This window comes from Bradyrhizobium sp. HKCCYLRH3099 (assembly GCF_051167855.1).
Taxonomy (GTDB): Bacteria; Pseudomonadota; Alphaproteobacteria; order Rhizobiales; family Xanthobacteraceae; genus Bradyrhizobium.
The window spans coordinates 89,753-109,145 of sequence record NZ_JBNPTW010000013.1; the positions used below are offsets into that span (position 1 = coordinate 89,753).

The 19,393-nt window shown below is 64.0% G+C and carries 15 protein-coding genes and 1 pseudogene; 13 read left to right on the plus strand and 3 right to left on the minus strand.

Going from position 1 to position 19,393, the window contains the following annotated elements; genetic code table 11:
• Positions 1 to 15: 15 nt before the first annotated feature.
• Together oxc and frc are read left to right on the plus strand one after the other, a co-directional pair.
• Positions 16 to 1,746, plus strand: a complete 1,731-nt coding sequence (oxc, locus tag ACQR1Y_RS23015) for an oxalyl-CoA decarboxylase (RefSeq protein ID WP_434878319.1) — start codon at positions 16 to 18, stop codon at positions 1,744 to 1,746.
• Between the two features lie 60 nt (positions 1,747 to 1,806).
• A complete protein-coding gene (frc, locus tag ACQR1Y_RS23020) occupies positions 1,807 to 3,084 on the plus strand; it encodes a formyl-CoA transferase (RefSeq protein ID WP_011927755.1) in 1,278 nt (425 codons plus the stop codon).
• A gap of 129 nt (positions 3,085 to 3,213) precedes the next feature.
• On the opposite strand, the gene ACQR1Y_RS23025 is transcribed toward frc, so the two are convergent.
• Positions 3,214 to 3,942, minus strand: a complete 729-nt coding sequence (locus ACQR1Y_RS23025; protein WP_434878320.1) for a hypothetical protein — start codon at positions 3,940 to 3,942, stop codon at positions 3,214 to 3,216.
• A gap of 132 nt (positions 3,943 to 4,074) precedes the next feature.
• Entirely contained in the window at positions 4,075 to 4,644 is a 570-nt protein-coding gene (locus tag ACQR1Y_RS23030; protein ID WP_434878321.1) for a hypothetical protein, read from the minus strand.
• A gap of 575 nt (positions 4,645 to 5,219) precedes the next feature.
• On the opposite strand from ACQR1Y_RS23030, the gene ACQR1Y_RS23035 reads away from it, so the two are divergent.
• The gene (locus tag ACQR1Y_RS23035; protein ID WP_434878322.1) at positions 5,220 to 6,047 is read left to right on the plus strand and encodes a hypothetical protein; all 828 of its coding nucleotides are present in this window, start codon (positions 5,220 to 5,222) and stop codon (positions 6,045 to 6,047) included.
• A gap of 51 nt (positions 6,048 to 6,098) precedes the next feature.
• Here the strand turns inward: ACQR1Y_RS23035 and ACQR1Y_RS23040 are convergent.
• Positions 6,099 to 6,350: pseudogene (locus ACQR1Y_RS23040) on the minus strand (peptidoglycan-binding domain-containing protein); the annotation flags it as partial.
• A gap of 353 nt (positions 6,351 to 6,703) precedes the next feature.
• Between ACQR1Y_RS23040 and ACQR1Y_RS23045 the strand changes: the two are divergent.
• From ACQR1Y_RS23045 to ACQR1Y_RS23090, 10 genes are all read left to right on the plus strand, one after another.
• The gene (locus tag ACQR1Y_RS23045; protein WP_172114341.1) at positions 6,704 to 6,841 is read left to right on the plus strand and encodes a hypothetical protein; all 138 of its coding nucleotides are present in this window, start codon (positions 6,704 to 6,706) and stop codon (positions 6,839 to 6,841) included.
• 429 nt (positions 6,842 to 7,270) lie between these two features.
• Entirely contained in the window at positions 7,271 to 8,269 is a 999-nt protein-coding gene (locus ACQR1Y_RS23050; RefSeq protein WP_434878323.1) for a Bug family tripartite tricarboxylate transporter substrate binding protein, read from the plus strand.
• Between the two features lie 9 nt (positions 8,270 to 8,278).
• On the plus strand, positions 8,279 to 8,773 hold the full coding sequence (locus ACQR1Y_RS23055) for a tripartite tricarboxylate transporter TctB family protein (RefSeq protein WP_434878324.1): 495 nt from the start codon (positions 8,279 to 8,281) through the stop codon (positions 8,771 to 8,773).
• 42 nt (positions 8,774 to 8,815) lie between these two features.
• A complete protein-coding gene (locus ACQR1Y_RS23060; protein WP_434861911.1) occupies positions 8,816 to 10,315 on the plus strand; it encodes a tripartite tricarboxylate transporter permease in 1,500 nt (499 codons plus the stop codon).
• Positions 10,316 to 10,523: 208 nt separating this feature from the next.
• On the plus strand, positions 10,524 to 11,810 hold the full coding sequence (gene oxlT / locus ACQR1Y_RS23065; protein WP_434861910.1) for an oxalate/formate MFS antiporter: 1,287 nt from the start codon (positions 10,524 to 10,526) through the stop codon (positions 11,808 to 11,810).
• Between the two features lie 247 nt (positions 11,811 to 12,057).
• Positions 12,058 to 13,374 carry an oxalate/formate MFS antiporter gene (gene oxlT, locus ACQR1Y_RS23070; protein ID WP_434878325.1) on the plus strand — a complete coding sequence of 439 codons (1,317 nt, stop codon included), beginning with the start codon at positions 12,058 to 12,060 and terminating at the stop codon, positions 13,372 to 13,374.
• A 366-nt stretch (positions 13,375 to 13,740) separates the two neighbouring features.
• On the plus strand, positions 13,741 to 14,160 hold the full coding sequence (locus ACQR1Y_RS23075; RefSeq protein WP_434861908.1) for a CBS domain-containing protein: 420 nt from the start codon (positions 13,741 to 13,743) through the stop codon (positions 14,158 to 14,160).
• 135 nt (positions 14,161 to 14,295) lie between these two features.
• Positions 14,296 to 15,264, plus strand: coding sequence for a quinone oxidoreductase family protein (locus ACQR1Y_RS23080; protein WP_434878326.1), 969 nt, complete (start codon positions 14,296 to 14,298; stop codon positions 15,262 to 15,264).
• Positions 15,265 to 15,393: 129 nt separating this feature from the next.
• Positions 15,394 to 16,782: a cation diffusion facilitator family transporter gene (locus ACQR1Y_RS23085; protein WP_434861906.1), complete on the plus strand. Its 1,389-nt coding sequence runs from the start codon at positions 15,394 to 15,396 to the stop codon at positions 16,780 to 16,782.
• Between the two features lie 208 nt (positions 16,783 to 16,990).
• Entirely contained in the window at positions 16,991 to 19,315 is a 2,325-nt protein-coding gene (locus tag ACQR1Y_RS23090; protein WP_434861905.1) for an ATP-binding protein, read from the plus strand.
• Positions 19,316 to 19,393: the final 78 nt, after the last annotated feature.

Here is a 19,393-nt window from a genome sequence, read left to right on the forward strand (position 1 = left end):
ACCAGGGAGAGGCGCATGCCGCAGACAGCCATGAAGACCGAGGCGGACACCCACGAGGAACTGACGGACGGCTTCCATCTCGTCATCGACGCGATGAAGCTGAACGGGATCGACACGATCTACAACGTTCCGGGGATTCCGATCACTGACCTCGGCCGCATGGCGCAGGCTGAAGGCATCCGCGTGCTCTCCTTCCGCCACGAGCAGAACGCCGGCTATGCCGCCGCGATCGCCGGCTTCCTGACCAAGAAGCCGGGCGTCTGCCTCACCGTGTCGGCGCCGGGCTTCCTCAACGGCCTCACGGCGCTCGCGCACGCGACCACCAACTGCTTCCCGATGATCCTGGTCTCGGGCTCCTCGGAGCGCGAGATCGTCGACCTGCAGCAGGGCGACTATGAGGAGATGGATCAGCTCGCGATCGCCAAGCCGCTGTGCAAGGCGGCCTTCCGCGTGCTGCACGCCCAGGATATCGGCATCGGCTTCGCCCGCGCGATCCGCGCCGCCGTCTCGGGCCGTCCCGGCGGCGTCTATCTCGATCTGCCGGCCAAACTGTTCGGCCAGGTGATGAACGCGCAGGCAGGCAGCGCTTCGCTGGTGAAGGTGATCGATCCGGCGCCGGCGCAGATCCCCTCCCCCGATTCCGTCAAGCGCGCGCTCGACGTTCTCAAGAGCGCCAAGCGTCCGCTGATCATCCTCGGCAAGGGCGCGGCTTACGCGCAGGCCGATGAAGCGATCAAGACCTTCGTCGAGAAGAGCGGCGTGCCGTTCCTGCCGATGAGCATGGCCAAGGGCCTGCTGCCCGATTTGCATCCGCAATGCGCCGGCGCGGCGCGCTCGACGGTGCTGAAGGATTCCGACGTCGTCATGCTGATCGGCGCCCGCCTCAACTGGCTGCTGTCGCACGGCAAGGGCAAGAGCTGGGGCGATGCGCCGAAGAAGTTCATCCAGGTCGACATCGAGCCGAAGGAGATGGACTCCAACGTCGAGATCGCGGCCCCCGTGGTCGGCGACATCGGCTCGGTCGTCACCGCCTTCTCCGACGCGATGGGCAGCAGCTGGCCGAAGGCGCCGGCCGAATGGCTGAGCGCGGTGCAGAAGAAGCGCGAGGACAACGTCGCCAAGATGGCGCCGCGGCTGATGAACAACAACTCGCCGATGGACTATCACGGCGCGCTCGGCGTGCTCCGCACCATCATCAAGGAGCGGCCCGACGCGATCCTGGTCAACGAGGGCGCCAACACGCTCGACCTCGCCCGCGGCGTCATCGACATGTACCAGCCGCGTAAGCGCCTGGACGTCGGCACCTGGGGCGTCATGGGCATCGGCATGGGCTCGGCGATCGCCGCCGCCGTCGAGACCGGTAAGCCGGTGCTGGCGATCGAGGGCGACTCGGCCTTCGGCTTCTCCGGCATGGAAGTCGAGACCATCTGCCGCTACAATCTGCCGATCTGCGTCGTCATCTTCAACAATGACGGCATCTATCGCGGCACCGACCAGAACTCCGCGGGGTCAGATCCGGCGACCACCGTGTTCGTCAAGGGCGCGCGCTACGACAAGATGATGGAGGCCTTCGGCGGCGTCGGCGTCAATGCGACCTCGCCGGACGAGCTGAAGCGCGCCGTCAATGAGGCGATGGATTCCGGCAAGCCGACCCTGATCAACGCCGTGATCGATCCCGCTGCGGGTTCGGAGAGCGGCCGCATCGGCAACCTCAATCCGCAGAGCGTGCTGACCAAGAAGAAGTAAGGCCACCCACATCACCTGCCCGCCGATGCGGGATGACCATTCGATACGGAGAGGAACAACATGACCAAGGCGCTCGAGGGCGTTCGCATTCTCGACTTCACCCACGTCCAGTCCGGACCGACCTGCACGCAGCTGCTGGCCTGGTTCGGCGCCGACGTGATCAAGGTCGAGCGTCCGGGCGTGGGTGACATCACCCGCGGCCAGCTGCAGGACATTCCGAACGTGGACAGCCTCTATTTCACGATGCTGAACCACAACAAGCGGTCGATCACGCTCGACACCAAGAACCCGAAGGGCAAGGAGGTTCTGACCGAGCTGATCAAGAAGTGCGACGTGCTGGTCGAGAATTTCGGCCCCGGCGTGCTCGATCGCATGGGCTTCCCCTGGGAGAAGATCCAGGCGATCAACCCGAAGATGATCGTCGCCTCGATCAAGGGCTTTGGCCCCGGCCCCTACGAGGACTGCAAGGTCTACGAGAACGTCGCGCAGTGCACCGGCGGCGCCGCCTCGACCACCGGCTTCCGTGACGGCCTGCCGCTGGTCACCGGCGCGCAGATCGGCGATTCCGGCACCGGCCTGCATCTGGCCCTCGGCATCGTCACCGCGCTCTATCAGCGCACCCATACCGGCCGTGGCCAGCGCGTCACCGCTGCGATGCAGGACGGCGTGCTCAACCTCTGCCGCGTCAAGCTGCGCGACCAGCAGCGCCTCGATCATGGCCCGTTGAAGGAATACAGCCAGTTCGGCGAGGGCGTGCCGTTCGGCGACGCCGTGCCGCGCGCCGGCAACGACTCGGGCGGTGGCCAGCCGGGCCGCATCTTGAAGTGCAAGGGCTGGGAGACCGATCCGAACGCCTACATCTACTTCATCACCCAGGCCCCGGTCTGGGAGAAGATCTGCGACGTGATCGGCGAGCCCACCTGGAAGACCGATCCGAACTACGCCAAGCCCGCCGCCCGCCTGCCGCGCCTGAACGAGATCTTCGGCCGCATCGAGCAGTGGACCATGACCAAGACCAAGTTCGAGGCCATGGACATCCTGAACGAGTTCGACATCCCCTGCGGTCCCATTCTCTCGATGAAGGAGATCGCCGAGGACGAGTCGCTGCGCAAGACTGGCACCCTGGTCGAGGTCGACCACCCGACCCGCGGCAAGTACCTCTCGGTCGGCAACCCGATCAAGCTGTCGGACAGCCCGGCGGATGTGACGCGCTCGCCCCTGCTCGGCGAGCACACCGACGAAATCCTCCGCCAGGTCCTCGGCTTCAGCGACCACCAGGTCGCCGAAATCCACGACTCCGGCGCGCTCGATCCGCCGCGCAAGGAAGCCGCGGAGTAAGCGGCGCGTCAGAGACGAGATGCGCGGCGAGATTGCCGCTAGGAGTGCTCACCTCGACAAGAAGCCGCCGGCCTCGCCCGGCGGCTTTTTATTTCCAACCATCGGACAGAGGGGTGTCCTGAAACGGGTTCAGAAGGGAATGAGATCTTTTCCGAATCTCGCAACGAAATCCCGCACATCACCGCGCGCTGCATGCCGGTCGAGCCCGGGAAAACCGGCCCAACGGAATGCCAAACGCAAATAGTCGAGAAACGGCAACCCATGCCGCTCGTCAGAGAACAGAGGGTCGGCACCGAAGAATGGCACCACGATGCAATACGGGCTGCCTCCGCTGATGTTTGCCTTGTGAAGATAGTCGGGCGCCAAGTGGATTTGCAGCTGATGCTCAGCATCCGGACCGATGCTTGCCTTCTGATAGATCCACTCGTCGAACTGATCGGTCACCAAAGAGGGAGCGTCTACGCACAGGGCATCGTGTTCCTCAGACGGCAAATCGAACCCAAGATCCGGTGGATGATCCTTGGAGTTGTAGTCCCATACCCAGTTGATCCCACCCACGACGCGCCAGAATGCCAACAGCGTCGGCGGGATCTGTGCTCCGGAGATCTCGACGATACGAGCGAAAACGGCCTCATCCGTCCGTGTCGGAGGTGTTCGAAGACCCTGATATTCGGATGAGAGGGCCTGCCAGCCAATAGCTTGCAAGCGGGAGGCGACAAGGTCGGCGTTTTGCGCGACCCGTCGCATGGTCGCATCGGCGACCTCCATCACTTCGTCGCGAAACTCACCATCGATGCGCGGATAGGCCCGGATCTCTCGCCAGACCTGATCGAACTCACCCGCCAGATATCGCTTCAACAGAGTCCCACTGCTGCGCATCTAACGGTCGCTCCCTGAACTCTCGCCGATATCGATTATTCGCTAACGAGATCACTACGTGGACTTCATTGCGCATCGAGCTGGCAACCGGTTGCACCTGACGGCAAAATCTCACTCGGGCCGCACCCTTCCGTCTCTTGCGCGACGATAGGCTGGCTTGGGGTCGTCGGGACGTCTTGCCGCAAGCTCCGATAATCGCTTGAGAGCCCTGTCGCGAACAGACGCGGACAAATCAGATTGCGACAGCAGTTGCAGCTTCTCGATCGCCTCGGATGTTCCGATATCGTGGAGCGCCCAGATGCACTTGATCGCCAAGGACTCGTTGTTGTTGTAGGCGAGATAGTCATGCTTGCGCAGCGCGGTGCGGTAGAGGCAGTCGATCGTGGACGGCATGCTCAGATCCTGGAGGGCTTGAGCAGTGTCTTCATGACTGTCGTGCCAGTCTTCTTCGATGAGCTTGCAGAGCAGCGGAGCCCATTGCCGGGAGAGGCCAAAGCGAAATGCAAGGCTCAATGCACTGCTCAGATCATCCGGCGATCTCTCTGCGAGACTCTGCTCGAGCTCGGAGGCAACGAGTTCAGGCGTCGTTCGTGGATCCGCACCGAATCGCGCGATGAAGGCGTCCTCCGAAACGACACCTTGGGAGAGGTCCCAAATGAGCTGTCTTTTCGCGGCGTCCATATCCGGCTCCAACTTTCGCGAATACGGCAGGCACAGACTCCGGGGTGCGCTCCTGCCGTCTCAACTGTTGTCATACTCCGCGGCACAAGAGATTGGCCGAGACGTCACGGCGTACTGGATCGTCCGCTTTCGCTTACGATGACAGCCCGGGCTTGCATGATCAATGTGCCATATCGTTGGAGTCGTCGTCCAACTCGATCGACCTGGGGGTTTTATGATCCTTCGCAGTCAGACGGCCTACCTGCCGAAGATCCCGCCCACCACGCGATGCAGAGATTCGGTGACAGTGCATAGAACTCCTTCACCTCGAAACAGGAGCATAAGGCGCGTGGCACCATCGGCGACGCCTGGGATCGCCGAGTTGAGTGCACTGTCACCGAAATCCGCTGCCGGTGACGACCGTCGGTCGCGACAGTCGAGAATGTTTGAACCAAGGGGCGTGCCGACGCGGCGCAGTTCTCGTCGGCCCGATTGCTCGTGATCGCCTCGATGGCTCGGATCTTTGATGTCTTGTCGCGCGAGTGGTAGAAACCAGCTAGACAGCCAAAGGTAGACGCACGAAAGGATCCGTCTCGGTGACCCACTGGTTGCAGCCTGGCCGGCGGTTGACGCTCCTGCTGTCCGTCTGGCTTTCCCTCATCGCAAGCGCGGCGTGTGCACGAGACAATGCGACGGGCTGGGACAGCTCCTATTATGCCGTCGGATACTGTCGGACAGTCTGGCCACAGACGCCTGTGACGCTCAGCCCGGACAGATACATCCTGTGCTTCGACGGGTCGATCACTCCAAGCCTCGACGTCTCGTTGACAAAGACGCTCGAGCTCGGTGGGTTCTTCGTCATCCGCAGCACGGGTGGACGGGTCGACAAAGCCCTCGAACTCGCCAGCCTCGTTCGCGAGCGGCGTGCGACGGTCGTCGTCTACGACTATTGTTTCTCGGCTTGTGCCGAGTTCATCATGACCGCTCCCGAGCACACTTTCGTACTCAAGGACGCCCTGGTGCTTTGGCATAATCCGCAAAGCGGCGACCCGACCGATCCGTATTGTGCATTCCTCAAGAAGCCACGCGAGGATGCCCCCAAAGCGTTGCGGCGTCGACCATGCAGCGAGAGCAGCGACACCGTCGACTACTCATCGGCGTACCAAGTTCAGCATTTTCGAGAGAGGGCGATTGACCCTTGGTTCGTGCCCCCGCCCGATAGCATGTATGTGAGAAAGAGAGTGGCCGGCCTCTACGCAGAGACAGGCGTGGACCGCGACATCCTATGGACGCTCCACCCGAGATTTTATCCACGTCTTTTCAAGGCAAACATCGTGTTTGAGGCCTATCCTCAAAGCCAAGACGAAGTCGACGCAACCGCCGCCAGACTGGGCCTGAAGGCCAAGATCATCTACGATCCGTAAACGTCGAAATGCCTGTCGGTCGACAGCCGATCAAGACGTCGGGCAGCCCTATCACCTGCCGAAGATCCCGCCCACCACGCGATGCACCGCTCCGCCGATGGCGCCGATCGGACCGCCGGCATTGCGCGACTGCCGCGTACGGCTCCCGGTGCGACGACGGGCCTGGCGGTCGGATTTGGTTGCCTCCGCAGATGCGGCCATCAGCACCTTGTACTGGGCGGCGTCGAGATAGCCGGTCGCGGGATAGCCGCGTTCCTCCTGCCAGCGCGTGATGGCGGCGCGCGTCCGTTCGTCGAACGTGCCATTGGGTCTCGGTCTGCTGGAATTCGGTGACGGTGCACGGAACTTTCACCTCGAAACAGGAGCATAGGGCGCGTCGCAACCATCGGCGACGCCTGGGATCGCCGAGTTGAGTGCACTGTCACCGAATCCGCCACCGAATCCCCGGCCTGGAGCGGCTGTTTTCAGGGACCACCGTTGGGCGGCACTTTCCGTATGAGAAGGCCGGTTTCAATAAGGAATCCCAATTGTGGCATAGCTACCGCAGCGCAAAAACTTCATGCCGCTATGCAATATCCGCCATTGTCTCTGGCATCTGGTATACGTAAATTCTCCTCAGTCAGAACGTCCTACCGCCTCACTGAAGGAGACAAACCATGGCCAAGACCGTCGCTCTCCCCCTCGTTCAGCCCGTGTCCCTGTTCGGCCGCTTCCTGGCCGCCCTCGACCGCGTGCTGATGACCAGCGCCCGCGCCGCCAACCGCAACGGCGACCTGCCTTATTTCGGGCTCTGAGCCCCTCGGCGCTGCCGCGCCGCCTCCTCCGAGCACTTCCCGTCAAAAGCCCCGGTTCCCGGGGCTTTTTGCTGTTCAGGACCCGTCCGTCGGCTGCGACAAATTGGCTCCGCAGGCATCCCAGTCCATCTCATCAATTGCGGCCGGTCACCTTCTCATACCAAAATCAAATCGGTCGATTTACGATTGGTAAGCTTTCTCTTGCGCGTCTCTGCCCGTCCACGCAACTATGGGATGCGCAGGGCCCCGGAAGAGACCCGGAAGAGATTTGTATGCCTCGCGACGACCTCGAAGCGAGCGATCGCTGAAGACGACACAACGAGACGGACCAGGATCATCACCAGAATCATCACAGCGTAAGTGGAACGATCGGACGCAGCGGCCGGAAGAAGCCGTGGAGGTCCAGGCAATGAAGGGGAGACAGCGTCGATGAAGCGTTTTGTGCGCGTGGCCTGCGCGGCTGGCCTGGCCTTGGCCGCCGGCAACATTGCAGCGATCGCGGGATGGGAGCCGGTCCGGCCGGTGGAGTTCATCGTTCCCGCCGGCACCGGCGGCGGCGCCGACCAGATGGCGCGGACGATCCAGGGCATCGTCACCAAGCACAACCTCATGAAGCAGCCGCTGGTCGTGATCAACAAGTCCGGCGGCGCCGGCGGCGAAGGCTTCCTCGACGTCAAGGCCTCGGCCGGCAACCCGCACAAGATCATCATCACGCTGTCGAACCTGTTCACGACCCCGCTCGCCACCGGCATCCCGTTCAGCTGGAAGGATCTCACCCCGGTCGCGATGCTCGCGCTCGACGAATTCGTGCTCTGGGTCAACGCCGACAAGCCCTATGCGAGCGCCAAGGACTACATCGACGCGGTCAAGCAGGCCGGCGGCACGCTCAAGATGGGCGGCACCGGCTCGAAGCAGGAAGACCAGATCATCACGGTCGCGATGGAAAAGGCGACCGGCGCCAAGTTCACCTACATCCCCTACAAGGGCGGCGGCGAGGTCGCGGTGCAGCTCGTCGGCAACCACGTCGATTCCACGGTGAACAATCCGATCGAGGCGGTGGCGCAATGGCGCGGCGGCAAGGTGAGGCCGCTCTGCGTGTTCGACGCCAAGCCGATGGGCTACGACGAGCCGATCACCGACGGCAAGGCCTGGAAGGACATCCCGACCTGCAAGTCGCAGGGCCTCGACATCGAGTACCTGATGCTGCGCGGCATCTTCATGTCGCCGCGCGCCACCAAGGACCAGGTCGAATACTATGTCGAGCTGTTCAAGAAGGTACGGGAGACGCCGGACTGGCAGGAGTTCATGAAGACCGGCGCCTTCAACACCACCTTCATGACCGGCGCCGACTACGCCAAATGGGTCGAGACCGAGGAGAAGCGGCACGAGACCCTGATGAAGGACGCCGGCTTCCTGGCCTCGAACTGAGCGGCGCGCATGAGCAGTAAGGGACGATCCGCCGGCCCGAGCCACAAGGCGGTCGAGCTCGGCGTCACGCTCGCCATCGCGCTGTTCGGCGTCGTCGTGATCATCGGCAGCGTGAAGGCGGGAATCAATTGGGGTGCGGAAGGGCCGCGCGCCGGCTTCTTCCCGTTCTATGTCGGCCTGTTCATCGTCGTGTCGAGCGCGATGAATGTCCGCAACACGCTGCGCGAGGATGATGGCGGGCTGTTCGCCGAATGGACGCAGCTTCGCCAGGTCATGAGCGTGGTGGTGCCGACCGCGATCTATGTCGGCGCCCTGCCCTTCACCGGTCTCTATCTCGCCTCCATGATCTTCATCGCCTGGTTCATGCGCTGGCTCGGCAAATATGGCTGGCTCACGGTCGCGGCGGTGGCGATCGGGATGCCCGTGGTCACCTATCTGATCTTCGAGCGCTGGTTCATGGTCCCCTTGCCGAAGGGACCGGTCGAGGAATGGCTCGGGCTCTAACAACAATAATCATCGGCTCACGGGTTGCAGGACTAGGCCGGCATGGAAGAACTCGCCAATCTGTTTCACGGCTTCGCCGTTGCGCTGCAGCCCTTCAACATCATGGTGATGATCCTCGGCATTGTGCTGGGCGTGATCATCGGCGTGCTACCGGGGCTCGGCGGCGCCAACGGCGTCGCGATCCTGCTGCCGCTCACCTTCAGCATGCCGCCGACATCGGCGATCATCATGCTGTCCTGCATCTATTGGGGCGCGCTGTTCGGCGGCGCCATCACATCCATATTGTTCAACATCCCCGGCGAGCCATGGTCGGTCGCGACCACCTTCGACGGCTACCCGATGGCGCAGCAGGGCAAGGCCGGCGAGGCACTGACGGCCGCCTTCACCTCGTCCTTCGTCGGCGCGCTGTTCGCGGTGCTGATGATCACGCTGGTCGCGCCGCTGGTGGCGAGCTTTGCGCTGCAATTCGGCCCGGCCGAGAAGTTCGCCGTCTACTTCCTCGCCTTCTGCAGCTTCGTGGGCCTCAGCAAGGAGCCGCCGTTCAAGACCATCGCGGCGATGATGATCGGCTTTGCGCTGGCGGCCGTCGGCCTCGATTCCATCACCGGCCAGCTCCGGCTGACCTTCGGCATCACCGAGTTGCTCAACGGCTTCGACTTTCTCATCGCCGTGATCGGTCTGTTCGGCATCGGCGAGATCCTGCTGACCATGGAGGAAGGTCTCAGCTTCCGCGGCGGCAACGCCAAGATCAATCTGCGGGTCGTGCTGCACACCTGGAAGGAGATGCCGGCCTATTGGCTGACCTCGCTGCGCTCCTGCCTGATCGGCTGCTGGATGGGCATCACGCCGGCCGGCGCCACGCCCGCGTCGTTCATGAGCTACGGCATCGCCAAGCGGCTCTCCAAGCGCGGCAAGGCTTTCGGCCATGGCGAGATCGAGGGCGTCGTCGCGCCGGAAACCGCGGCCCACGCCGCGGGCACCGCAGCATTGCTGCCGATGCTCTCGCTCGGAGTTCCCGGTTCGCCGACCGCGGCTGTGCTGCTCGGCGGCCTCTTGATCTGGGGTCTGCAGCCCGGCCCGATGCTGTTCGTCGAGCAGAAGGAATTCGTCTGGGGCCTGATCGCCTCGATGTATCTCGGCAACCTCGCCGGCCTGCTGGTCGTGCTGACCTGCGTGCCGATCTTCGCGGCCATCCTGCGCATTCCCTTCAGCATCATCGCCCCCCTCATCCTGGTGCTCTGCGCGATCGGCGCCTATTCGGTGCATAGCAGCACGTTCGATGTCGTGCTGATGCTGGTGTTCGGCGTGCTCGGCTACCTGTTCAAGAAGTGCGGCTATCCGCTCGCGCCGCTCGTGCTCGCGATCGTGCTCGGCGACAAGGCCGAGGAAGCCTTCCGCCAATCGCTTCTGGGATCCCAGGGATCCCTGGCCGTGTTCTTCTCGAACGGGCTGGTCGGCACCATCATGGTGCTCGGGCTGATCGCGCTGTTCTGGTCCGCGATCCAGGGCGGATGGAGCCGGTTGCGCGCGGCAACCGCTTAAACCGGACGTTAATCCGATAGTTGATCTACAATTTTCCCCTGCCGCGTCGTATTGTCGCTGCAGCGATTTGCCTTGCTATCTCTGGTCTTTTTCGGCCGGCTTCGCAACGCAACAGCCGAAGCTCCGCGGAAATCCGCTTGTCTATTGGCATATGTTATACCAAACTCCGCATAGCTGTTAGGACAAAAATAGACAGCCTGGAGGAAACATGACGGACTTGGCTCACGCGGGGGCCCCCGCATCTGCAAGAGTAAGTGACGCCTATCGCTGGACACAGCTCGTCGTCGGCGTCTTGGCGATGGTGATGATCGCCAACTACCAGTACGGCTGGACCTTCTTCGTTCCCGATATTGCAAAGACCTTCGGCTGGGATCGCGCGTCGATCCAGTGGGCCTTCACGCTGTTCGTGCTGTTCGAGACCTGGCTGGTGCCGGTCGAGGGCTGGTTCGTCGACAAATACGGCCCGCGCATCGTCGTCCTCGTCGGCGGCATCCTTTGCGCCATCGGCTGGATGATCAACTCCTACGCCACCACGCTGAACGGCTATTATCTCGGCATGATCATCGCGGGCATCGGCGCCGGCGGCGTCTACGGCACCTGCGTCGGCAACGCGCTGAAGTGGTTCCCAGACAAGCGCGGCCTCGCGGCCGGCATCACCGCGGCCGGTTTCGGCGCGGGCTCGGCGCTGACCGTCGCCCCGATCCAGGCCATGATCCGCGACTCCGGCTTCCAGACCACCTTCCTGTATTTCGGTCTCGGACAAGGCATCATCATCGTCATCCTCGCCTTCTTCCTGTTCGCACCGAAGGAAGGCCAGGTGCCCGCGGTCACGCAGAACGCCAACCTGGTGCAGAGCCGCCGCAACTACAATCCGACGGAAGTGATCCGCCAGCCGATCTTCTGGCTGATGTACTTCATGTTCGTGATCGTCGGCGCCGGCGGCCTGATGGTCACCGCCAACTTGAAGCCGATCGCCGGCGACTGGAAGGTCGACAACATCCCGGTGACCTTGATCGGCATGACCATGACCGCGGTGACCTTCGCGGCCACCATCGACCGCGTGCTCAACGGCCTGACGCGTCCGTTCTTCGGCTGGATCTCCGACAATATCGGCCGCGAGAACACGATGTTCATCGCCTTCGGCATGGAAGGCATCGGCATCTGGGCGCTCTACATGCTGGGCCATGATCCCGTGTGGTTCGTGATCCTCTCCGGCTTCGTGTTCTTCGCCTGGGGTGAGATCTACTCGCTGTTCCCGTCGACCTGCACCGACACGTTCGGCACCAAGTTCGCGACCACCAATGCCGGCCTGCTCTACACCGCAAAGGGCACCGCGGCACTGCTGGTGCCGATCGCCAACTACATGCAGCAGTCGTCAGGCAACTGGGACACGGTGTTCATGATCGCCGCCGGCGCCAACATCCTCGCCTCGATCCTGTCGATTGCGGTGCTGAAGCCCTGGCGCAAGGTGGTTGTCGAGAAATCGATGCTCTGAGGCATCATCTCGCGCTGCAGCGAAAATAAAATAGAATGATTCCACGCAAGCGACGCTCGGCGAATAGCCGAGCGTTTTCTTTTGCTTGGACGTCGCGCTGCCATCGATTGCAGCGCAGCATCGTCATCGCAACGCCACGAGCCATATTGCCGACTGGAATATATTATACCAGAATTCCCAGGCATACATGCGACAGCGGTACCGGCTGCGACAAATCGCCGGACACAGCGTGATCTTGGGAGGATCCATGGTTTCCAGCACAGAGGCATCACCGCCCGTCCAGGCCCAGTCCAGCGGCTTCCGCTGGCTGCAGCTCGCGATGGGCATCGTCTGCATGGCGATGATCGCCAACCTCCAGTACGGCTGGACACTGTTCGTCGATCCGATCGATGCGAAGTTTCACTGGGGCCGCACGGCCATCCAACTCGCCTTCACCATCTTCGTCGTGACCGAGACCTGGCTGGTGCCGGTCGAGGCCTGGTTCGTCGACAAATACGGCCCCCGAATCGTGATCATGTTCGGCGGCGTGATGATTGCGCTGGCCTGGATCCTCAACTCCTATGCCGACTCCCTCACCCTGCTCTATGCCGGCGCCGTCGTCGGCGGCATCGGTGCGGGCGCGGTCTACGGCACCTGCGTCGGCAATGCGCTGAAATGGTTTCCCGACCGCCGCGGCCTTGCCGCCGGCGCCACCGCCGCGGGCTTCGGCGCGGGTGCGGCGCTGACGGTCGTGCCGATCGCCAGCATGATCGCCTCGAGCGGCTATCAGTCCGCGTTCTTCACCTTCGGCATCGGCCAGGGCCTGATCGTGTTCGTGCTCGCGATCTTCCTGCGGCCGCCGACCCACGCGGCGCCCGCCCGCAAGAAGCAGCTCAACCTGCCGCAGAGCAAGATCGACTACACGCCGCCGCAGGTGCTGCGCACGCCGATCTTCTGGATCATGTACCTGGTGTTCGTGATGGTCGCTTCCGGCGGTCTGATGACCGCGGCCCAGATCGCCCCGATCGCGCATGACTTCAAGATCGCCAACGAGCCGGTCACGCTCGCCGGCTTCCAGATGGCGGCGCTGACGTTCGCGATCTCGCTCGACCGCATCTTCGACGGCTTCGGCCGACCGGTGTTCGGCTGGATCTCGGATACGATCGGCCGCGAGCACACCATGTTCATCGCCTTCGGCACGGCCGCGGTGATGCTGCTGACCTTGTCGACCTACGGGCACAATCCGATCGTGTTCGTGCTCGCCACCGCCGTCTATTTCGGCGTGTTCGGCGAGATCTACAGCCTGTTCCCGGCCACGTCGGGCGACACCTTTGGCAGCAAATATGCCGCGACCAACAACGGCATGCTCTACACCGCGAAGGGCACCGCGTCGCTGCTCGTGCCGCTCGCGAGCCTCGTCTCGGCCAAGTATGGCTGGCAGGCTGTGTTCGTGATCGGCGTCGGCCTCAACGCAACCGCGGCGCTGCTGGCGCTGTTCGTCATCAAGCCGCTGCGCCGCGCCTTCATTCTCGGCAAGGAAGCCACCGCTTCCGAGCCGACGAGGCAGGACGTTCGCACCGCTTGAGGCCCACCTCTTCTTCCCGTGACTTCGAGGCGCACCCTGGTGCGCCTCTTTTGTTTGCAGGGGGTCACTTTGCGCCGCTGCAGTGAGGCACACTGGCTCAACAGGAAAGCTATGTTCCCTCCCCCCTTGTGGGGGAGGGTTAGGGAGGGGGGTGGCCACACCCACCGACCTCTGGGCTACCCCCCTCCCCAGCCCTCCCCCACAAGGGGAGAGGGAGCGCACTGCCGATGCGGGATCAGCGTGCCAAATCTGTCTGCTTCCCGCAAAAAACACGACGACGCACACGAAATCGCCATCTCCCGATTGACTTCTGGCATAACGTATACCAGACTTGAATCGTTCATTAACAACCAACGGGAGGGTGCCATGAAAGTCGGAGACATCCTGCGCAACAAGACGGCGCGCGTGATCACGGTGCGGATGAACGAGACCGTCGGCGTCGCGGCGCAGCTGATGCGCTCGAGCAATGTCAGCGCCCTCGTCGTCAAGGACGTCGTCCGCACGGAGGGCAATACCGCCGCGGGCATGTTCACCGAACGCGACGTCGTTCGCGCCATTGCCGAGCACGGTGCCGCCGGGGTCAGCATGAAGGTCTCGCAGCTGATCTCGCCGCAGCGGCTGATCTCCTGCAGTACCGAGGACACGCTCGAGCATGTCCGCCACCTCATGAACGTGCATCACATCCGCCATCTGCCCGTCATCGTCGACTTCGCGCTCGCCGGCGTCATCAGCATGCGCGACATCTCCTCGGCGTTCGACGAGGCGGAAGCCTCCGTCGCCGCCTGACGCGCGCGCGTCGCTGGCGGAACCGTATCGGTCGCGACCAGAGTCTTGTCGGATCGGCTCGCCGCCTGTTAGGCGGTGCGCCGAGAAGAGCGGCACAGTGACCACGCCGCTCGCAGCCCGACAGGATTCCTCGCGATGAAAGCCTATGTCTATGGCGCCCAGGGCGCCGCGATCACCGACGTCGCCAAGCCCGTGCCGAAGGGCACGCAGGTGCTGGTCCGCGTGCGCGCCTGCGGCCTCAACCGCGCCGATCTCGGCATGACCAAGGGCCATGTGCATGGCGCCGCCGGCGGTGTCGGCACCGTGCTCGGCATGGAATGGGCCGGCGAGGTCGCCGAGCTCGGACCGGACGCCAAGGGCCTCAAGGTCGGCGACCGCGTAATGGGCTCGGGCGCCGCCGCCTTCGCCGAATACACCCTCGCCGATCACGGCCGGCTGTTCCACGCGCCGTCGAACATGAATTTCGACGAGGCCGCGACGCTGCCGATCGCGCTGACCACCATGCACAATGCCGTCGTCACCAACGGCGCGATGCAGCCGGGCCAAGCCGTGCTCGTCCAGGGCGCGAGCTCCGGCGTCGGCCTGATGGCGATGCAGATCGCCAAGCTCAAGGGTGCCCGGCTCGTGATCGGCTCCTCCACCGATGCGATGCGCCGCGGCCGGCTCAAGGAATTCGGCGCCGACCTCGCGATCGATTCGAGCGATCCGGCGTGGGTCGATCAGGTGCTGCAAGCGACTGACGGCCAGGGCGTCGACCTGATCATCGACCAGGTCTCCGGCGCGGTCGCCAACCAGAACCTCGCGGCCACCAAGGTGCTCGGCCGCATCGTCAATGTCGGCCGGCTCGGCGGCACCCACGCGGACTTCAACTTCGACCTGCACGCCGCGCGCCGTATCACCTATGTCGGTGTCACCTTCCGCACCCGTTCGATCGAGGAGATCCGCGCGATCTTCAACGAGGTGAAGCAGGACATCTGGAGCGCCGTCGAGCAGCGAACACTGCAGCTTCCGATCGACCGCGTCTTCGCCTTCGACGACATCGGCGCGGCGTTCGCGCACATGGAAGCGAACAAGCATCTCGGCAAGATCGTGGTGACCTTGTGAACGCAATCTCCTGAGATTTAGAAGCAATCGAAACCGCGCGCGGGCGAAGACAGCAAGCCAGCATGCCATGCACATGGCCCGCGCGATCCCGGCTTTCACCGCGGAGCCTCGGCTGCTACATCCGCGGCCATGACCGACGCCGCTTCCCATGTCGATTCCGGAAAAGCCCGTGTCGCCGCGATCTCGATCGCGGCGAGCGCGAGCATGGCAGCGGCGAAGTTCATCGTCGGCGTGCTGATCGGCAGTCTCGCGCTGGTCTCCGAAGCGCTGCACAGCGCCGTCGACGTCGTGGCCACGATCATCACCTGGATGGTCGTTCGGGTATCGGACCGTCCGGCCGACGACGAGCACCATTACGGCCATGGCAAGCTGGAGAGCCTGTCGGCGCTCGGCGTCATCGCCCTGCTCTATGTGCTGGCCGGCGGCGTGCTGGTCGAGTCCGTCAGCCGGCTGCGCGAGGCGGCGCCGCCGCCATCGCTCTCGGCCATTCCCTTCGTCGTGCTGCTGGTCGACATCGCCGTCAACTTCTGGCGCGCCCGCGCGCTGCACCGGGCCGCGCACGAAACCCACAGCCAGGCGCTCGCCGCGGACGCACTGCATTTCGCCTCCGACGTGCTCGGCTCGGTCGCCGTCATCGGCGGCCTCGTGCTCACCGCGCTCGGCTTCTGGTGGGGCGATTCCGCGGCCGCCGTCGCGGTCGCATTGATGATCTCGGTGCTCGGCCTGCGGCTCGCGCGCTCTACCGTAGAAACACTGCTCGACCGCGCCCCCGACGGCGCGGCGGAAAAGGCCGATGCCGCGATCCGCTCGGTCGCCGGCGTCGTCGATGTCGAACGTCTGCGCGTGCGGCTCGTCGGCGCCACGCATTTCGTCGATGCCACCGTGCAGGTGCCGCGCACCTACCCGATCGACCGCGTCGACGAGATCAAGCGACAGGCCCAGGCCGCCGTCGGCAAGGCGCTGTCAGACGCCGACGTCACCTTCACAACGGTGCCGGTGGCCCTGAGCAATGAGAGCGTGCGCGAGCGCATCATGGTGATCGCGCGCAATTCCGGCCTCGCCATCCACCACGTCACCGTGCACGACATCGGCGGCCGCCTGATCGTCGCGATCGATCTGGAAGTCGACGGCGACATGAGCCTTTTCGCCGCGCACGCGATCGCTCACGAGCTCGAACGCTCGATTCGCGACGAGTTCGGCGCCGATGTCGAAGTCGACACCCACATCGAGCCGCTCGAGCCCGAGCTGCCGTTCGGCATCGACGCGCCACACGAGCGCGTCGCCGTGATCGCCGAGGCCCTGCAGCGCTTCGCCGCCGAGACCGACATGTACGACGTGCACAATGTCCGCGTCCGCAACACCGAGGCCGGCGAGATCGTCAACTTCCACTGCCGCGCGGCGCCGTCGATGAGCGTGCTCAAGGTGCACGACAATGTCGACCACATCGAGCGCGGGGTACGGCGCGCCTTCCCGACGGTGAAGCGCGTCATCAGTCACGCCGAGCCGCCGCACGGCTGAAGCCCGGACGTCACGCTCCGTTCTTGCTTCGGACTCATCCTGCCGGTTTTTTGCCATGGCAAAATCGCATTGGATAAGAATTATTAGCTTTTGCCAATTCGTTGACTCTCGACAGCCCCACAAATCTGGATTCAAATTGACTTGATTCGGAAGCGGCTGGGGCTCTTTCGAAATTCGGGTAATCCAAGAAGTTTCGGGGGTCTACAGCATGGCGCGTGCGCATGCCGCGAACGCGTGCGTCCAATCTTCTGATTCCATCAAGGGGTTGGCGCAATCGATCGCGAAACCGGCCTATCAAAGGCTGCTGACTGCTGAGCCGGTATTGCGTCGTGCTGTCCCCACTTTGATCATCGCCTTTCTCGTCACCATCTGCCTCGGCGCCTTCGTCCAGGTGCTCGACCAGAGCCGGCAGAAGCGGGCCGCCACCAAGCGCGACCTCGCGGCGATCTCCGACCTGCTCGCCGATCGCATCGGCTACCTGGCGATGCGCGCCGACCGCATTGCCAATATCGAGCATCTGCAGAGCCTGCTGCCGGACCTGATCCCGAGCTGGGGGGCCGCCGCCGGCCGCCACGTCATCGTCACCGGCGCCGACCACCGCATCCTGGCCCGCGTGCCCGTCGACGCCGCGCTCGGCGAGAATGACCGCATCCTCGACCTGATCTCGACCGCGCAGCTGCTGGCGACGCCGGGCCTGCAGGGCGCGGTCACCGAGATCACCCTGCCGAACGGCCGCCCGGCCTTCGCGGTGTCGCAGCTCATCAAGGCCCTGCCCGGCCGCGTCGTCATCATCCAGGAGAAGCTCGACCCGATCTGGGGATCCGACGCCGCGCTGTCGGTGACCTTGTCGGCGACCACCGGCTTCGTGGTGCTGATCCTCGGCTTCGCCTTCCACTGGCAGTCGACCCGCGCCCGCGAGGGCGACCTGATCAACGACGCCGTGCGCGGCCGCATCGACACCGCGCTGAACCGCGGCCGCTGCGGCCTGTGGGACTGGGACCTGTCGCGCGGCCGGATCTTCTGGTCGAACTCGATGTTCGCGATGCTCGGCCTCGAGAACCGCACCGACCTGCTCACCTTCGGCGAGGTCAACGCGCTGGTGAACTCGGATGACATCGACCTGTTCGCGATCGCCGACCAGCTCGTCGCCGGCGACATCCACCAGATCGACCAGAGCTTCCGCATGCGCCACACCGAAGGCCACTGGATCTGGCTCCGCGTCCGCTGCGAACTGAGCCAGGGCACCACGGACTCCGGCCTGCACCTGATCGGCATCGCGGTCGACGTCACCGAGCAGAAGAGCCTGGTCGAGAAGACCGTCGAGGCCGACCTGCGGCTGCGCGACGCGATCGAGACGATCTCGGAAGCCTTCGTGCTGTGGGATTCGAACAATCGCCTGGTGCTGTGCAACTCGCACTTCCAGAAGCTGCACAAGCTGCCGGACTCCGCCGTCATCCCCGGCACCTCCTACGAGACCGTCATCGAGGTCGGCAAGATGCCGGAGATCCGCACCCGGCTGCACGACCACAGCCCGCAGTCGCCGGGCGGCCGCACCTTCGAGGCGCAGCTCGACGACGGCAGCTGGCTGCACATCTCGGAGCGCCGAACGAAGGACGGCGGCTATGTCTCGGTCGGCACCGACATCACCCGCATCAAGGAGCACGAGCAGAAGCTCGTCGACAACGACCTGCGCCTGCGCGCCACCGTCATCGACCTGCAGCGCTCGCAGACGGCGCTGGAGCGCCAGGCGATCGAGCTCGCCGACCTCGCCGAGAAATACTCGCAGGAGAAGACCCGCGCCGAGGAAGCCAACCAGACCAAGTCGAAGTTCCTCGCCAATATGAGCCACGAGCTGCGCACGCCGCTCAACGCCATCATCGGCTTCTCCGAGATCATGGGCTCGGGCATGTTCGGCTCGCTCGGCTCGGAGAAGTACCAGGAATACTGCCACGACATCCTGACATCCGGTCAGTATCTGCTGGAGGTGATCAACGACATCCTCGACATGTCGAAGATCGAGGCCGGCCGCATGAAGCTCGACATGGAGCCGCTCGACCTCGCCAAGACGCTCGCGGAGTCGCTCCGCGTCGTCTCCGGCCGGGCCCAGGACAAGAGCCTGGTGCTCGACGCCGACATCGAGGGCAGCATCCCTGTCATCGCCGACCGCCGCGCCACCAAGCAGATCATGGTCAATCTGCTGTCCAACGCGGTGAAGTTCACCCCCGAAGGCGGCCGCGTCACCATGCGCAGCCGGGTGTTCGAGGACAAGGTGGTGCTGATCATCGCCGACACCGGCATCGGCATCCCCGCGCAGTCGCTGGCGCGGCTCGGCCGTCCGTTCGAGCAGGTCGAGAGCCAGATGACCAAGACCTATCACGGCTCCGGCCTTGGCCTCGCCATCGCCCGCTCGCTGGCCCAGCTGCACGGCGGCTCGATGCGCCTGCGCTCCCGCCTCGAACACGGCACCGTCGTCCGCGTCACCCTGCCCCGCGACGCTTACAAGGCCACGGTGAGCATTTCGGTCGCGGCGTGAGGGCGGCTACGTCGGACATTTGTGCCGATAAGCGTCGTCGCAGGCCTGCGAATGGAGACACTCACGCTTGAGGTATTG

Coding starts and splice junctions, on each gene's coding strand:
- oxc (WP_434878319.1), top strand. CDS start 16: ATGCCGCAGACAGCCATGAAGACCGAGGCGGACACCCACGAGGAACTG.
- frc (WP_011927755.1), top strand. CDS start 1,807: ATGACCAAGGCGCTCGAGGGCGTTCGCATTCTCGACTTCACCCACGTC.
- ACQR1Y_RS23030 (WP_434878321.1), bottom strand. CDS start 4,644: ATGGACGCCGCGAAAAGACAGCTCATTTGGGACCTCTCCCAAGGTGTC.
- ACQR1Y_RS23045 (WP_172114341.1), top strand. CDS start 6,704: ATGGCCAAGACCGTCGCTCTCCCCCTCGTTCAGCCCGTGTCCCTGTTC.
- ACQR1Y_RS23050 (WP_434878323.1), top strand. CDS start 7,271: ATGAAGCGTTTTGTGCGCGTGGCCTGCGCGGCTGGCCTGGCCTTGGCC.
- ACQR1Y_RS23055 (WP_434878324.1), top strand. CDS start 8,279: ATGAGCAGTAAGGGACGATCCGCCGGCCCGAGCCACAAGGCGGTCGAG.
- ACQR1Y_RS23060 (WP_434861911.1), top strand. CDS start 8,816: ATGGAAGAACTCGCCAATCTGTTTCACGGCTTCGCCGTTGCGCTGCAG.
- oxlT (WP_434861910.1), top strand. CDS start 10,524: ATGACGGACTTGGCTCACGCGGGGGCCCCCGCATCTGCAAGAGTAAGT.
- oxlT (WP_434878325.1), top strand. CDS start 12,058: ATGGTTTCCAGCACAGAGGCATCACCGCCCGTCCAGGCCCAGTCCAGC.
- ACQR1Y_RS23075 (WP_434861908.1), top strand. CDS start 13,741: ATGAAAGTCGGAGACATCCTGCGCAACAAGACGGCGCGCGTGATCACG.
- ACQR1Y_RS23080 (WP_434878326.1), top strand. CDS start 14,296: ATGAAAGCCTATGTCTATGGCGCCCAGGGCGCCGCGATCACCGACGTC.
- ACQR1Y_RS23085 (WP_434861906.1), top strand. CDS start 15,394: ATGACCGACGCCGCTTCCCATGTCGATTCCGGAAAAGCCCGTGTCGCC.
- ACQR1Y_RS23090 (WP_434861905.1), top strand. CDS start 16,991: ATGGCGCGTGCGCATGCCGCGAACGCGTGCGTCCAATCTTCTGATTCC.